Source organism: Nocardioides sp. NPDC000445 (assembly GCF_040300245.1).
Classification (GTDB): Bacteria; Actinomycetota; Actinomycetes; order Propionibacteriales; family Nocardioidaceae; genus Nocardioides.
The window spans coordinates 91,762-105,575 of sequence record NZ_JBEPDH010000004.1; the positions used below are offsets into that span (position 1 = coordinate 91,762).

The 13,814-nt window shown below is 71.9% G+C and carries 14 protein-coding genes; 8 read left to right on the forward strand and 6 right to left on the reverse strand.

What is annotated here, in order from left to right; genetic code table 11:
* Positions 1-11: 11 nt before the first annotated feature.
* From ABT304_RS06855 to ABT304_RS06870, 4 genes are all read right to left on the reverse strand, one after another.
* Positions 12-539 (reverse strand): cupin domain-containing protein, encoded by a 528-nt coding sequence (locus tag ABT304_RS06855; protein ID WP_350713913.1) that lies wholly within the window; start codon positions 537-539, stop codon positions 12-14.
* A gap of 52 nt (positions 540-591) precedes the next feature.
* Positions 592-1,968, reverse strand: a complete 1,377-nt coding sequence (gad, locus tag ABT304_RS06860; RefSeq protein ID WP_350713914.1) for a glutamate decarboxylase — start codon at positions 1,966-1,968, stop codon at positions 592-594.
* Between the two features lie 123 nt (positions 1,969-2,091).
* Positions 2,092-3,714 carry a LuxR C-terminal-related transcriptional regulator gene (locus ABT304_RS06865; RefSeq protein WP_350713915.1) on the reverse strand — a complete coding sequence of 541 codons (1,623 nt, stop codon included), beginning with the start codon at positions 3,712-3,714 and terminating at the stop codon, positions 2,092-2,094.
* Positions 3,715-3,746: 32 nt separating this feature from the next.
* Positions 3,747-4,847, reverse strand: coding sequence for a flavin-containing monooxygenase (locus ABT304_RS06870; protein WP_350713916.1), 1,101 nt, complete (start codon positions 4,845-4,847; stop codon positions 3,747-3,749).
* A gap of 138 nt (positions 4,848-4,985) precedes the next feature.
* On the opposite strand from ABT304_RS06870, the gene ABT304_RS06875 reads away from it, so the two are divergent.
* The 8 genes from ABT304_RS06875 to ABT304_RS06910 all read left to right on the forward strand — a co-directional run bounded on the left by ABT304_RS06875 (position 4,986) and on the right by ABT304_RS06910 (position 12,765).
* A complete protein-coding gene (locus tag ABT304_RS06875; protein ID WP_350713917.1) occupies positions 4,986-5,132 on the forward strand; it encodes a hypothetical protein in 147 nt (48 codons plus the stop codon).
* A 7-nt stretch (positions 5,133-5,139) separates the two neighbouring features.
* Positions 5,140-6,234, forward strand: a complete 1,095-nt coding sequence (locus tag ABT304_RS06880; RefSeq protein WP_350713918.1) for a threonine aldolase family protein — start codon at positions 5,140-5,142, stop codon at positions 6,232-6,234.
* A 128-nt stretch (positions 6,235-6,362) separates the two neighbouring features.
* Positions 6,363-7,418 (forward strand): formylglycine-generating enzyme family protein, encoded by a 1,056-nt coding sequence (locus ABT304_RS06885; protein ID WP_350713919.1) that lies wholly within the window; start codon positions 6,363-6,365, stop codon positions 7,416-7,418.
* 42 nt (positions 7,419-7,460) lie between these two features.
* On the forward strand, positions 7,461-7,685 hold the full coding sequence (locus tag ABT304_RS06890; protein ID WP_160023692.1) for a heavy-metal-associated domain-containing protein: 225 nt from the start codon (positions 7,461-7,463) through the stop codon (positions 7,683-7,685).
* A gap of 18 nt (positions 7,686-7,703) precedes the next feature.
* Positions 7,704-8,888 carry an aminotransferase class V-fold PLP-dependent enzyme gene (locus ABT304_RS06895; RefSeq protein ID WP_350713920.1) on the forward strand — a complete coding sequence of 395 codons (1,185 nt, stop codon included), beginning with the start codon at positions 7,704-7,706 and terminating at the stop codon, positions 8,886-8,888.
* Between the two features lie 3 nt (positions 8,889-8,891).
* Positions 8,892-10,109, forward strand: coding sequence for a heavy-metal-associated domain-containing protein (locus ABT304_RS06900; protein WP_350713921.1), 1,218 nt, complete (start codon positions 8,892-8,894; stop codon positions 10,107-10,109).
* Positions 10,106-11,485: an alanine racemase gene (locus ABT304_RS06905; protein ID WP_350713922.1), complete on the forward strand. Its 1,380-nt coding sequence runs from the start codon at positions 10,106-10,108 to the stop codon at positions 11,483-11,485. Before ABT304_RS06900 ends, ABT304_RS06905 begins: the two co-directional genes overlap by 4 nt.
* A gap of 2 nt (positions 11,486-11,487) precedes the next feature.
* Positions 11,488-12,765: a pyridoxal-phosphate dependent enzyme gene (locus ABT304_RS06910; protein WP_350713923.1), complete on the forward strand. Its 1,278-nt coding sequence runs from the start codon at positions 11,488-11,490 to the stop codon at positions 12,763-12,765.
* A 21-nt stretch (positions 12,766-12,786) separates the two neighbouring features.
* On the opposite strand, the gene ABT304_RS06915 is transcribed toward ABT304_RS06910, so the two are convergent.
* On the reverse strand, positions 12,787-13,362 hold the full coding sequence (locus tag ABT304_RS06915; protein ID WP_350713924.1) for a DUF5134 domain-containing protein: 576 nt from the start codon (positions 13,360-13,362) through the stop codon (positions 12,787-12,789).
* A gap of 185 nt (positions 13,363-13,547) precedes the next feature.
* The gene (locus ABT304_RS06920) at positions 13,548-13,805 is read right to left on the reverse strand and encodes an HPr family phosphocarrier protein (protein WP_160023680.1); all 258 of its coding nucleotides are present in this window, start codon (positions 13,803-13,805) and stop codon (positions 13,548-13,550) included.
* Between the last annotated feature and the right edge of the window lie 9 nt (positions 13,806-13,814).

Genomic DNA, 13,814 nt, shown 5'->3' on the forward strand with positions numbered 1-13,814 from the left:
CGCTTGCAGGCTCAGGAGCCGCCGCTGAGCCGGACCTCGGACCAGTCGAGGCCGTCCAGATTGACGACGATCGCCTCCTGGGTGGTGCGTGCGATCACGACGACGGCCTCGGTGTCGGTGTCGGGGTTCTCCTCGCGGTGAGGGACCCACGGCGGCACGAAGACATAATCGCCGGGGCCGGTCTCCACGCGGGTCTCGACGGGCTCGTCTCCCTCGGTGTCGAGGAAGACGAAGACCGGGTTGCCGGAGACGACGTAGATCGCGGTCTCGGAGGCACCGTGGTGGTGGTTGGCCGAGGCGGTCGAGGCGGGGACATGGGTCTGGCCCATCCACAGGTTCTTCGCGCCGACGGTCTTGCCGCTGACCGCCTCGAGCCGCCGCATCCCCGAGGTCTGTCCGGTCTGGTCGACCAGGCCGGAGGGGGCCACGTGGTGGAGGTGCCGGTGGAAGGCGTCGATCTCAGCAGGGACGAGGACGCCGCTCGGAGTGCGGATGTAGTCGCCGTCGGCGGACCCGGCAGGTACGTGGTCTGCGGACATCAGGCTCCTTCGAACAGGATGGTGACGCGGTCGTTGGTCGGCAGGGCAATCTTCAGTACCCGGTCCCTCGCTTGACCTGCGCCCGCTCGGACGGATGGGTGCCGCCCTTCTCGTCCAACGTCGCGCAGGCGTCGGCGAGGTCGCGGGTGAGCCGCTCGACCTGCTCGCGACTCATCGTCTCCTTGACCAGCGCGCGCATGATCTTCACGTTCTCCGCGTTGGGCGGCAGCGTGTACGCCGGGACCATCCAGCCGCGCTCGGCCGAGAGCTGCCAGGCGATGTCGGACTCGTCGTACGTCGTGCGGTCGCCGTTGAGCCGGAACGCCACCAGGGGGAGCTGCTCGAGGTCGTCGCCGATCACCTCGAACCGGCCGCTGTCGCGCAGGTTCTTCGCCAGCGCCCTGGCGTTCTGCTGCATCTGCTCCATCACGTACGTGTAGCCGTCGCGGCCCAGCCGGACGAAGTTGTAGTACTGCGCCAGGACCATCGCCGCACCCGTCGAGAAGTTCAGGGTGAAGGTCGCGTCGGTCTTGCCGAGGTAGTTCTCGTAGAACACCAGGTCCTCGGCGAGGTCGGACTTCTCGCGGAACACCAGCCAGCCGATCCCGGGGTAGACCAGGCCGTACTTGTGTCCGGAGACGTTGATCGAGCGGACCTGCTCAAGGCGGAAGTCCCAGGGGGAGTCGGGGTAGAGGAAGGGCCAGACGAAGCCGCCGCTGGCCGCGTCCACGTGCAGCGGGATGTCCAGGCCCTTGTCGGACTTGGCGTCGAGCAGCAGCTGGTTGATCCCGACGATGTCGTCCATGTGCCCGGTGAACGTCGTGCCCAGGACGGCGACGACGCCGATGGTGTTCTCGTCGAGTTGGGGCGCGACGTCATCGGGGCCGATCGTGTACCTCGTCTCCTCGAGCGGGATGATCCGCGGCTCGACGTCGAAGTACCGGCAGAACTTCTCCCACACGACGTGGACGTCGCCGCCGAACACCAGGTTGGGCCGGTCGACCGAGGCGTTCGCGGCCTGCCGGCGCTGCTTCCACTTCCACTTCAGCGACAGGGCGCCGAGCATGATCGCCTCGGACGAGCCCTGGGTGCGACAGCCGGTCGTCTCGCCGGGGGCGTGGTAGAGGTCGGCGAGCATCCGTACGCAGCGCTGTTCGATCTCGGCGGAGATCGGGTACTCCGCGTGGTCGATGAAGTTGCGGTGCAGGTTCTCGGCGATGATCCGCTGCGCTTCCGGCTCCATCCACGTGGTCACGAACGTCGCGAGGTTGCGTTGCGGGTCACCTTCCATGACCAGGTCCTCGCCGATCAGGCGCATCGCGTCGACCGGGTGCATTCCGGTCTCGGGGAACGTGGTCGAGGGGGCTGCCTCGGTCAGGAACCGGTTGCCGTAGAGCGCTTCGGCAGCTGTGTCGCTGAGTCGTGTCATGGCTGAACCACCGTTCTCGTCGTCCTCCCTTCCTACGCACCGCCATCGTTGACGAGGCAGGTCGTGGCGTCCTCATCCGGTCCGGGTGAGATCGGTCCGGATCGGCTGTCGGAGACGCTGTGGTCAGACCACGCCGTGCTCGAACGCGAAGGCCGTGGCGGCGGTGCGCGAACGGACGTCGAGCTTGGTGAAGATGTTGGAGAGATGACGGGCGACGGTCTTCTCGCTGAGCACCAGGTCGGCGGCGATCTGGGCGTTGCTGCGCCCGGAGGCGACCAGGCGGAGGACCTCGGCCTCGCGGGCGGTGAGGCCGGCGGGCAGGGACGCGGGGGCGAGCAGACCGTCGGCCTCGTCGGCGGCGGGCCGGGCGCCGATCTGGCGAAAGACGGTACGCGCCGCCTCGAGCTCACGCCGGGACGACTCGGTGTCGCCGACGCCGGCGAGTGCGCGCCCGGTCAGCAGCCGTGCCTGGCTCCGCTCGTAGGTCGCCTCGGCACGCGCCCACAGCTGCTGGGCCTTGCGCAGGTAGGGGAGGGCACCGGCGGGATCTCCCGCGGCCAGCTCGACCGCGCCGTGCGAGTGCGCGGCGGCGGCCTCGAGCCAGACGCAGCCGAAGTGTCCGGCGAGCCCGTCGAGCTCGTCCGCGACCTGTCGGGCCCGGTCGGTCTCGCCGGCACCGAGCAGCACCTCGACGGCCGCAGGCAGGAGCCGGCATCGCTGCACGGGACCTCCGGTCTCCACCAGCAGCCGCTCGATGGCGGCGAGCGCCGCCGCGCCCTGGCCGCGAGCCGACCAGAGCAGCGCGAGGCCGGGTTGTGGGTCGAACCCCCGGTCGGCCGCGCGCTCGTAGGCGGCGTCCGCCTCGGCGTACTCGCCGAGCAGCCGGAGCACCTCGCCGGCCTCGTACGCCGCCAGCCCGGCCGCGTCCGGTGCGTGCACCTCCTGATAGCGGCGGGTCGCGTGCTCGAACTCCTCCAGGGCCTGCTGCCACTCGCCGTGCAGCCGCAGCAGCTGGCCACGGTGAACCGCGCACTGGCCGGTGAACGTCAGCAGCCCGGGCTGGGCGGCACACCAGCGCTCGAGCGCCGCGGTCCACTCCGCCACCCGGCCGAAGTCGCTGATCTCCTGGCAGCCCTCGATCGCGGTGCAGTAGACGTGCCCGGCCACGACCGGGGAAGCCTCGCCCGCGATGACCCGGATCATGGACTCGTCGAGCAGGGCCAGGCCTTCGGCGACCCGGCCGGAGTAGAGCGCCATCCGGCCTTGGGCGCAGAGCCCCAGTGCGGTGAGGTCGGGTTCAGCGTGGCGTCGGCCGCGTTCGGTCACCCTGTCGGCGCAGCTGCCGGCCGTGGCGAAGTCACCGGCGTCGATCGCACGGAACATCCGCAGGAAGTCCACCCAGCCGAGCCCGACACCGTCGTCGACGTCGACGACCAGGCTCTCCGCCCGCGACGTCCAGCCGCGGGCGAGGGCGCTCTCGCCGTGGACGTAGGCGGTCATCGTGATCCGGAACGCGCAGCGGAGCGAGCGGTCGAGGTCGGCGACCTCCTGGCTCATCCGGAAGGCCCGGTGCAGCGCGGCGACCGTGTCGTCGTGGTGCCCGGTCAGCTCGGCGGCGACGGCGAAGTCGTCGAGCTCATCGGCGGAGAGCAGGTCCGGGTCAGCGGCCGACCAAGCGGCGTACGCCGCGCCCCAGTCGCCGCGCGCGTGAGCGGACCGAGCGCTCTCCAGCTGGACGTCGGCCACGGCAGGCACCTCCACCGCAGAGCGTACTCGGCTCAAGCGGCCAGCGAGTGGCGTGCGGCCTGGCGCATCCGAGTCGTGACCCGGTCGGCGACCAGGGCGGCGTCGCGCCCCGCGCCCGCCAGGAGCATCGAGCTGAAGGCGTACTGGAAGCTGAGGCCGCAGAAGAAGAGGCCCTCGGCCTCCGCCACCACGCCGCGCATCTCCCGCGGCCAGCCGTCCTCGTCGAGGACCGGGAGGTGGATCCAGTCGAAGGCCTGCCGGAAGCCGGTGGCCCACACGACGTTGGCGACCTCGCGCGGAGCGCCGTCGACCACGGGCAGCCCGTCGCGGACCTCCTCGACCCTCGAGGTGACCCGCTCGACGCCGCGGTCGGCGAGGTCCGTGCGCTTCACCCGCAGCATCGGCCCGCCGTGGCGCCGGACCTCGGGCATCTCCTTGCGGCCGATCGGCGTACGCCGGGTGATGACGTGCCGCCACATGAACAGCAGCACGGGGAAGATCAGGTGCATCACCCGCGATTCCAGCCGCGGCGGGATCTCGCCGCAGTCTCGTCCGGCCAGGATCGTCGGCCGCGACTCGGCGACCTCGAAGGCGATGTCGCAGCCGGAGTGGCTGGCGCCGACGACGAGCACCGGGCCCTCGCGCAGCTGCCCGGGACGGCGGTACTCGCTGGAGTGGAGCTGCAGGATCGACGGGTCGAGCTGTGCGGAGATGGCCGGGACGTTCGGCGTACGGCCGAAGGAGCCGGTCGCCACCACGACGTTGTCGCAGGTCCAGGTGCCCCGGTCCGTCGTCACCCGGAAGCCGTCACCGTCCCGCTCGAGTCCGCTGACTCGGGTCTCGAGCCGCAGGGGCAGCTCGAAGGTGCGGGCGTACGTCTCCAGGTAGTCGGCGACGTCGTCCTTGCCGGGGAACGACCATCTCTTCGCCGGGAACGCCATGCCCGGGAGGGAGTCGTACTTGGCAGGGGAGTAGAGCCGGAGCGAGTCCCACTGGCGCCGCCAGTTGTCGCCGACCCGTGCGTTCGCGTCGATGATCACGAACGGGCGGCCGCGGCGCCGCAGGTGGTAGCCGGTCGCCAGGCCGGCCTGGCCGGCGCCGATGATGATGGTCTCGATGTGTGTGGTGTCCATGCTGATGACGCTAGGTCCGTATCTCGCCGCGCCGCGTCGGTCGTACGGCGCATTCGCCTGCGGTGGGTAGTGGGTCGATCTACCCATGGGGCCGGGAATTCCGAGCACGGAGCGGCGAGTTGGGGCGATACTCGAGGGGTGACGAACCAGCCACCGGAAGACTTCAGCAAGCTCCCGCCGTCGGTGCCGCTGGAGGAGACGATCGCCTACCAGCTCGAGGACCGGATCCCGCACGGCCCCGAAGGTGGCGGAGAGGCGGTCGACGGCGGTGGGGACGGCGACTGAGCAGGCGATGGAGCAGCCTCTGGAGCAGCCTCTGGAGCAGCGGCTGCGGACGGCGATCATCGCCTGCCGCGAGAGCGTGTTCCCGGCGTACGCGAGCCCGGCGGAGGTCTTCGACGGGCTGGCCGAGGCCTGCCGGGAGCTGGGGATCGAGGAGTGGGACGTCTATGCCGAGCGGGGGCCGGTGGCGCGGCTGGAGGCGGAGGTCGGCGAGCTGCTCGGGAAGCCGGCGGCGTACTTCCCCTCGGGGGTGATGGCGCAGCAGGTGGCGCTGCGGATCCACGCCGACAACGCGGGCAACCGGCGGGTCGCGATGCCCGACCTCTCCCACCTGCTCGTCCACGAGGACGACGGGCCGAGGATCCTCCAGGACCTCCTGATCGAACACCTCACCACCGGGCGTACGACTCCGACGAAGGCTCACCTGGACGCCATCCCGGGGCCGCTGGCCGCATGTCTGGTCGAGATCCCGTTGCGCGACGCGGGCTGCCTGCTGCCGACCTTCGACGAGCTCGCGGAGCTGGCCGAGGCGTGCCGTGAGCGCGGGATCGCGTTCCATCTCGACGGCGCCCGGATCTGGGAGTCGCAGCAGTGGTTCGGCAAGCCGCTGGCGGACATCGCCGGCCTCGCGGACACCGTCTACACCAGCTTCTACAAGGGTCTCGGCGGGCTCGCCGGCGCGGCGCTGCTGGGCGATGAGGACTTCGTCGCGCAGGCCAGGCTGTGGCGGCACCGGATGGGTGGCACCCTCTACCGGTCGACCGCCGAGGCGGTCGCCGCGCTGGTCGGCCTGCGGGACCGGCTCCCGCACATCGGTCAGTGCGTGATCTGGGGGAGGGCGTTGGCCGCCGCGCTGCCGTCGTCCATCACCGTCCAGCCACCCGTGCCGCACACCAACACCTTCCTGCTGTACGCCGCCGGCGACCCGGACCAGGTCAACACCCGTCTCCTCGCCGAGCTGGAGGAGCAGTCGCTCGCGTTCAGCAGACCCTGGACTGCGACCGAGGAGCCAGGTCGGATGGTGACCGAGATGACGGTCGGCCAGGGCGCCCTCGGCCTGGATCCCTCGACCGTCGCCGGCCATCTCGCCGCGCTGCTGGACTGAGGCCGGGCCTTGTGCCTCACCCGTCCCGGGTGGTGTGCCGGGGACCGCTCGGTTCCTACGCTCGACGATGCAGACGGGGCCGAGCGCGGTAACCGTCACCCCACGCTTCCACCGGAGGATGTTGAGAGATGGGCTCCCATCAGGTCGAGACCTCGGTGACCGCCGGGACCGGGCAGGTGCTTGTCACCGGCGGCCTGGACCTGGTGGGCAGCGACCGCTTCTACCCCGAGGAGCGCCCGGTGGTCGAAGTCGCCGTGGGTGATGTGTGGTGGGATCCGCACCCGGTGACGAACGCGCAGTTCGCGGCCTTCGTGGCTGATACCGGGCATGTCACCGTCGCCGAGCGCGATCTCGACCCCGCCGACTTCCCGGGTGCCGACCCGGCGCTGCTGGTGCCCGGATCGCAGGTGTTCACCCAGGCCCCCGGTCCGGTCCCGTTGCACGACTGGACCCGGTGGTGGCGCTGGCAGCCCGGTGCCCAGTGGCGCCACCCCGACGGCCCCGCAGCCGACGTGGGAAGCCGGCCCGGACGCCAGGTGGCGGACTGGACCGAGATCCCGGACCATCCGGTCGTGCACGTCGGCTGGGAGGACGCCGTGGCGTACGCCCGCTGGGCGGGCAAGGAGCTTCCGACGGAGGCCGAGTGGGAGCACGCCGCCCGCGGTGGCCTCGTCGGCGCCGACTACGCGTGGGGTGACGAGCTCGCCCCCGGCGGGCGCCTGATGGCGAACACCTGGCAGGGACAGTGGCCGTGGCGCAGCGAGGACCCGCGCGGCCACGACCGCACCAGCCCGGTCGCCTCCTACCCGCCGAACGGGCATGGCCTCTACGACATGGTCGGCAACGTGTGGGAATGGACCCGCACCCCGTGGACGCCCGACCATCGTGACCTGATCGCCCCACCTCACGGCCGGGCTGGCTCGGGTGCGCCCTCGCGGCAGGCCGGCGTCGCTGCGCCCTCCTGCTGCGGCGGCAGCCAACGCCCCGGCACCGGCGCCGGAACCGGCGAGGTCAAGGAGACCGATCGGATGGTGACCAAGGGCGGGTCGCACCTGTGCTCGCCGCAATACTGCCGCCGCTACCGGCCGGCAGCGCGCCAGGGGCACGGGGTGCGGGACACGACGTCCCACGTCGGGTTCCGCTGCGTCGTACGCGAACCGACCTCGCGGCCGCTCGTTCGGTGATATTTTTGGGCGACCACCGAAGTCCTACTGAAGGGCAGTTTCATGTCGGTTCAGTTCGAAGTGCGCATCGATGGAATGACCTGTCACCGCTGTGTCGAGACCGTGACGAGCGCTCTCGGTGGCCTGGAGGGCGTCGAGGGGGTCGTGGTCGACCTGAACCCGGGAGCCGTGTCGAGCGCCCGCGTCACCGCCGACGGACCGCTCGAACCGAGGGTCGTCAGATCCACGCTCGCCAAGGCCGGATTCACGATCGCTCGCGAACCCTGACCGGCCGAGGAGTCGTCCGTGCCCGGCCTCGGCTCCCGTCAGCACTTTCCGGCCCTCATCGCCGAACCTGATCTCGTCTACCTCGACGCCGCGTCCGGCACCCCCTGTCCCGAACCGGTCATCGCCCAGCTCACCGCCGAGCTGCGCGGGCCGGCCGCCAACCCCGGCAGGGGCGGACACCCGTGGGCCCGGGACGCGCTGCGCCGCTTCGAGGAGGCCCGCGCCACCGTCGCCGCGTTCCTCGGCACCTCGTTCCCCGACGAGGTCGCCTTCACCCGCGGCGCCACCGGCGCGATGGCGTTCCTCGCCGACCGCTGGGGACCCGCGGCGCTCGCGAACGGGGGCGACATCCTCTTCTGCCCCGGCGACCACCTCTCGACGGTGCGGCCGTGGCTCCGGCTCGCCGAGCGGATGCGACACCAGGGCGTCCGAGCGGTGGCGTACCGCCGCGACCGCCTGGGGCGCATCGACCCCGACGACTTCGCCCGTGCCGCGAGCGACCGCACCGCGGTCGTCGTCGCCACCGACGTCCACAATCTCCACGGCACCCGGACCGACCTCGATGCCCTGGCGATCCCGCCGACCGCGACGGTCTGTCTCGACTGCTCCCAGAGCGCCGGAAGGCTGCCCCTGCGTCTGGCCGAGTCCCGGGCCGAGCTCGCCGTCGTCTCGGGCCACAAGATGTTCGGGCCTCCCGCCACGGGCACGGTCTACGTACGCCGGGATCAGCATCATCGGATCGCGGTCGACCGCGCGGCTGCTCGCAGCGGGCCGGCACGACACGTCTCGCCGCTGACCGACGCCGCCGAGGAGGGCAGCCTCGACGGGGCCGGCGCCGCGGGGCTCGCGAGCGCCACCGCGTTCCTCGACACCATCGGCCTCGACCGCGTCGGCGGCCACCTGGCCACCCTGGCCGCCCGGTTCGCCGACGGCGCCTCCCGAATCTGCGGCGTCACCCTCCTCGGGCCGCCGGTCGACGCGAGCAGACCGCACAGCGGCATCGCCGCCTTCGCCGTCGACGGCCAGGCCGGCGCCGACGTGGCCTTCGCCCTCGAACGCCGCGGCGTGTACGTACGCTCCGGCGACCACTGTCTGGACGGGCCGCGGGAGGACGCGGTCCGGGTGAGCTTCCACCTGTACAACGACGAGAACGACGTCGACCGACTCCTGCAGGGCCTCGCCGCCGCTGCCGAAAGGGACTGACACGTGCAGAACGAAGGGATCAGGTACGACCGCGCCGCCGCCGCCCGCATCCTGGCCGAGGTCGCAGGTGCCGACTTCCTGACCGGCCCGGCCCCGGCGGTGGCCGAGGTGTCGGTGGACTACCGCGTCGAGGAGCTCAGCCCGGAACCCGGGGGACCGCTGACGACCGGACAGCGACGCTACCTCGAGTCCTTCATGCGGCCGTGCCGACCCGACCAGGTGGTCAGCGCCACCCACCGCATCACCTGGCGCGACTCCCGCGGGATCGCGAACAGCGGCCACGTCGGACCGGGCCCGCTCGGGCCGGTGCTGCCGATCGCGGCCAGGGAGGCCGTGATCGCGGTCGGTGACGCGATCGCCGACGCTGATCCCGTGACCGCGCGTTCGGACGCGCTCGGTGACGACGCGCTCGACGTCCTGGCCGACACCACCACCGACCAGGAGCCGGCCGAGATCTTCCGCGTCGGGGCCGAGGCCGCCGGACGCGCGCTCGTCCAGCACGGCATGCTCGCCGGACAGGTCGGGATCGAGGACCCGGTCGAGTTCGCGGAGGCGATGTTGGACTCCGGGCTCTACGGCACGGTGGCCTCGACCTGGTTCTGGGAGCTCCAGGCATCCACCTACCGCAGAGGCATGATCCCCGCGGGCCTGGAAGGGACCGGCGGCCGGCTGCGCTACACCCCTGAGACCGTCGCGCTGCTCGCCGAGATGAAGCGCCGCACCATCGCCGACGCCCACTCGGTGATGGACCGGGCCCGCGACGAGGGCCTGGGGGTGCGTGCCGCCATCCAGCGCTACCACGTCGAGCTCGACCAGATCTCGCGACAGTACGCCCTCCTGCCGGCAGGGGAGCGGCCCGTCTGCCTCGGGCAACGGGCTCATCAGGTCGACGGGCAGCGCGTCCAGCCCCTCGCGGCCGTCGCCGAGGCGCTCACCGGCGCGTTCCGGTCGGCGGTCGAGTCGGTGCGGATCGCCGAGGCGCCCGGACCGGCCGCGGGGGAGGGACGGTTCGCGGCGGGGGAGCAGGAGTTCGGGGTCCCGGACATGACCTGCCGGCACTGCCGGGTGACGATCACCGCCGTCCTCGACGCCCAGGCGGCCGAGCTGATCGAGGTGGATCTGCACGGGAAGCGGGTGCGGGCCAGGTTCACCGACGCCGGTCAGCGCGACCGGGTCTTCGCCGACCTGCGCGACTCCGGCTACACGGTGGCCGACGGGTGAGCATTCGCTACCCGCTTCCCGCCGCGCGGCATCCGGTCGCCGCCCGCTTCCTCGACGACACTGCTGCGGTGGGCGAGGCGATCGAACGGTTCGGGTCGCCGCTCCACGTGGTCTTTCCCCAGGTCATGGCCGAGAACGCCACGGCGCTTGCGAGCGTTCTCGGGCGTCACGGCGTGCCGTACGACATCTTCTACGCGCACAAGGTGAACGCCTCGGCCGCACTGCTCGCCGAGGCCTCCGCCGCCGGGCTCGGCGCGGACGTGGCCTCCGCGGCCGAGCTCGACCGCGCCCTGGCCGCCGGGTTCGCGCCGGACCGGATCGAGGTGACGGGTCCGAAGTCGCCGGCACTCATCGACCGGGTCGCCGCGCTGGGGGTCACCGCCAACGCCGACGACCTCTGGGAGCTCGACCGGCTCGCTGCTGCCGCGCCGGCCGGCAGCGCCGTGCCGGTCCTGCTGCGGCTCTCCGGGTTCGCCTCGCCGGCGGTGCCCCGGTCCCGCTTCGGGATCGACCTCGCCGATGCTGACGCAGCCCTCGAGACCGTACGCCGCGCCCCCGGCCTCGACCTGCGCGGCGTCGCGTTCCACCTCGACACGGCCGACCCGGCCGCCCGGGTGGACGCGCTGACCGAGTCGATGGCGGTCGTGGCCGCCGCCCACCGGAAGGGCCTGCGGCCGTCGGTGATCGACATCGGCGGCGGGTTCCGCCAGCGCTTCGTCGAGGACCCCGAGCCGTTCCAGCGGTATTCACAGGCGGTTGCCACCGGACCGGGGGAGCTGGTGTGGCCAGGTCACGACCTCGGGCTCCGGCGAGCGGGCGCAGTGGCCGGGGCACCAGTCGCGCACAAGTACGGCAACCACCGCCCCGCCACCGACGTCCTGGAGAGGTTCCTGACCGCAGAGATCGAGCGGCGCCCCGTCGCCGAGGTGCTGCGGGAGTGCATGCTCACGCTGTGGATCGAACCGGGCAAGGCCCTGGTCGACCACGCCGGTGTCACCCTGGCCTCGGTGCTCTACCGCAAGCGCGCCGCCGGGAACGACCTGGTCGTGCTCGACCTCTCCCGCAACCAGGTCACCCCCGCCGACCAGGAGGTCCTGCTGGACCCGGTGCTCGTCGATGCGCATGGTGAGCCGCCGGCGGAGGGAGTCTTCCTCGCCGGCCGGCTGTGCCTGGAGTCGGATCTGGTGAGCCGCCGCAAGGTGTTCCTGGATTCCGAACCGAGCAGCGGCGACGTACTCGCGTTCGTCAACACCGCCGCCTATCAGATGGACCTCTCGGCCTCCGCCGCCGGCGGGCACCCGCCGCCGCCCAAGGTCGCGGCGGTCCTGGACGGCGGACGGTTCACCTTCGTCGCCGACGACCACCACGGGAGCTGACCATGCGATACGACAGCGTGCTCGACATGATCGGTGACACCCCGCTGCTGCGGCTCGATCCGGCAGCCCACGGTGTGCCCGAGGCCGAGATCTTCCTGAAGCTGGAGTCGGCGAACCCGTTCGGCTCCGTCAAGGACCGGGTCGCCTGGGCGCTGCTGCGCGACCACATCGGATCGATCGTCGAGGACGAGCAGATCGTCCTGGAGGCATCGAGCGGCAACACCGCGAAGGCGCTCCAGATCATCGCCTCGATGCACGGCGTCCGGTTCCGGGCCTTCACCAACCGGGTCCGGGTGCGGGAGGTCCGCGAGATGCTGTCGCTGCTCGGCGCCGAGGTGACCGAGATGCCCGGACTCTCGGAATGCCCGGACCCGACCGCGCCCAACGACGTGTTCGGGGTGATCGGCGACCTCATGGCGGGCGAGCCGGGCCGCTACCACCACACCTCGCAGTACACCAACGAGGACAACCTGCGAGCCCACTACGAGGAGACCGGTCGCGAGATCTACCGCGACGCCGGCCCGGTCGACCTGCTCGTGGGCGGGCTCGGCACCACCGGCTCCACTCGAGGGGCGGCGACGTACCTGCGCGAGCGCAACCCGGAGACCGCCGTGGTCGGCGTCGTCGCCGCCGAAGGTGACTTCATCCCCGGCATCCGCTCGGCGGCGGAGATGTGGGAGGTCGGTCTCTTCGACCCCGGCTTCTACGATGCGATCGCCGCCGTCGACTCGGCCGACGCGATCTCCGCCAGCCTCGAGCTCGCCACCCGGCACGGTGTGCTCGCCGGCCCCACCACCGGGGCGGCCTATGCCGCTGCCCGGGAGCGGCTCCTGTCCGGCCCCGGCGGCCCGATCACGGCGGTCGTGATCGCGTGCGACCGGATGGAGCCGTACCTCTCCTACTACCGCCACCGCCGTCCTGACCTGTTCGGGGCTGCCGGACCGGCTCCTGCCGATGAGGCGCCCTCGGCTGCCCCCGAGGAGCTCGAAGCGTGGACCGCCGCGGGCGAGCACGTGGTCGTCGTGGACGTACGCACGGCCCTGGCGTTCCAGGCCGGCCACATCCCCGGGGCGATCAACCTCCGCGACGACCTGCTCGAGCAGGTCCTGGAGGCGGGGATGCCGTTCTCCGAGGCGTCCCGCGTGGTGTTCGCCTGCCCGACGGGTGACCGGTCGGCACGGTTCGCCGCCCGGGCCGCCGCGATCGGCCGTCGGGCCTACAACCTCGAGGGCGGCGTGCTCGGCTGGCGCGACAGCGGCCGACCGCTCGCGGGTGTCTGACCCAATTGGTACGCCCCGCCTTCAGGCGGGAAGCAGGACGAGCATCGTGCCCATCCCGGCAGCCATCAGCCCGTGGCCGAGGGCCGGCAGGCGGTGCTCGCGCACCGAGGTCGCCCGAACCAGCCACCAGAGCACCCCGGCCACGCAGACCACGACGAAACCCGAGTTGATCGCGATCGCCCAGCCCGGCGGGTGACCGGCCGGGGCGATCGCCGCCGCGCCGCCGTGGCCCGCATGACCCTCGAGACCACCTACGTCAGCCATCAGCAGCGGCATCGCGGCGAGCATCCAGATCATCGCGGCGTTGAGGGCGAGATGTCCGACCACGTCGGCCCGCCGGGCCCTGTCGCTCGCGCCCCGCAGAGCCGGCAGCAGAGCCAGGGTCAGCACCGCGAAGAGCGCGACCTGCGCCCAGACCGCGGCGTCCGAGACGATCACCCAGATCATCAGGATCATCGCCGCGCTCATCGCGGCGTGGTTGAGGTGGAGGACGGTCTCCCCGCCCGAGGGTGGGCAGACCACGAGAATCCAGATCCCCGCGGTGCCCGTGAGCACGAAGGCCACAGTCAGCAGAAGGTCCCAGGGAGGATCGACCACACCTCCAACGTACCGTTCCCACGCGTCGGATGAGGCCGGTTGCCGTGATCGGTGCCGCGGACCGGCAAACCCCCGGCCGAGGCGTCAGGTACGTCGGCCGAGTTGGCACCTGCGTGCCAACTCGACCGACCACGCTGACGCTTCGGGCGACGGGGGTGACGTCTCGGCCGACCTGGGTGCCTCGCTCAGGCGTCGAGATCCTGCGCCACCAGGGCAGCGATGGTGTCGACGGCAGCCTGGTCGGGGCCGGTGACCTCGACCTTGTCGCCGTTGGCGGCGCCGAGGGTCATGATCAGCAGCGACGAGGCCGCATCGACCGGCTCGCCGCCGGGGACGGCGAGGGTGATCTCGGCGCCGAGCTCATCGACCTTCTCGGAGATGATCGCGGCGGGGCGGGCGTGCAGGCCGACGGCGGAGCCGACGGTGACGGTCTGGGTGGGCATGATGCTCCT

Bases quoted from the DNA above. Each gene is read 5' to 3' on its own strand.
- ABT304_RS06855 (WP_350713913.1), bottom strand. From the start codon at position 539: ATGTCCGCAGACCACGTACCTGCCGGGTCCGCCGACGGCGACTACATC.
- gad (WP_350713914.1), bottom strand. From the start codon at position 1,968: ATGACACGACTCAGCGACACAGCTGCCGAAGCGCTCTACGGCAACCGG.
- ABT304_RS06870 (WP_350713916.1), bottom strand. From the start codon at position 4,847: ATGGACACCACACACATCGAGACCATCATCATCGGCGCCGGCCAGGCC.
- ABT304_RS06880 (WP_350713918.1), top strand. From the start codon at position 5,140: ATGGAGCAGCCTCTGGAGCAGCCTCTGGAGCAGCGGCTGCGGACGGCG.
- ABT304_RS06885 (WP_350713919.1), top strand. From the start codon at position 6,363: ATGGGCTCCCATCAGGTCGAGACCTCGGTGACCGCCGGGACCGGGCAG.
- ABT304_RS06890 (WP_160023692.1), top strand. From the start codon at position 7,461: ATGTCGGTTCAGTTCGAAGTGCGCATCGATGGAATGACCTGTCACCGC.
- ABT304_RS06910 (WP_350713923.1), top strand. From the start codon at position 11,488: ATGCGATACGACAGCGTGCTCGACATGATCGGTGACACCCCGCTGCTG.
- ABT304_RS06920 (WP_160023680.1), bottom strand. From the start codon at position 13,805: ATGCCCACCCAGACCGTCACCGTCGGCTCCGCCGTCGGCCTGCACGCC.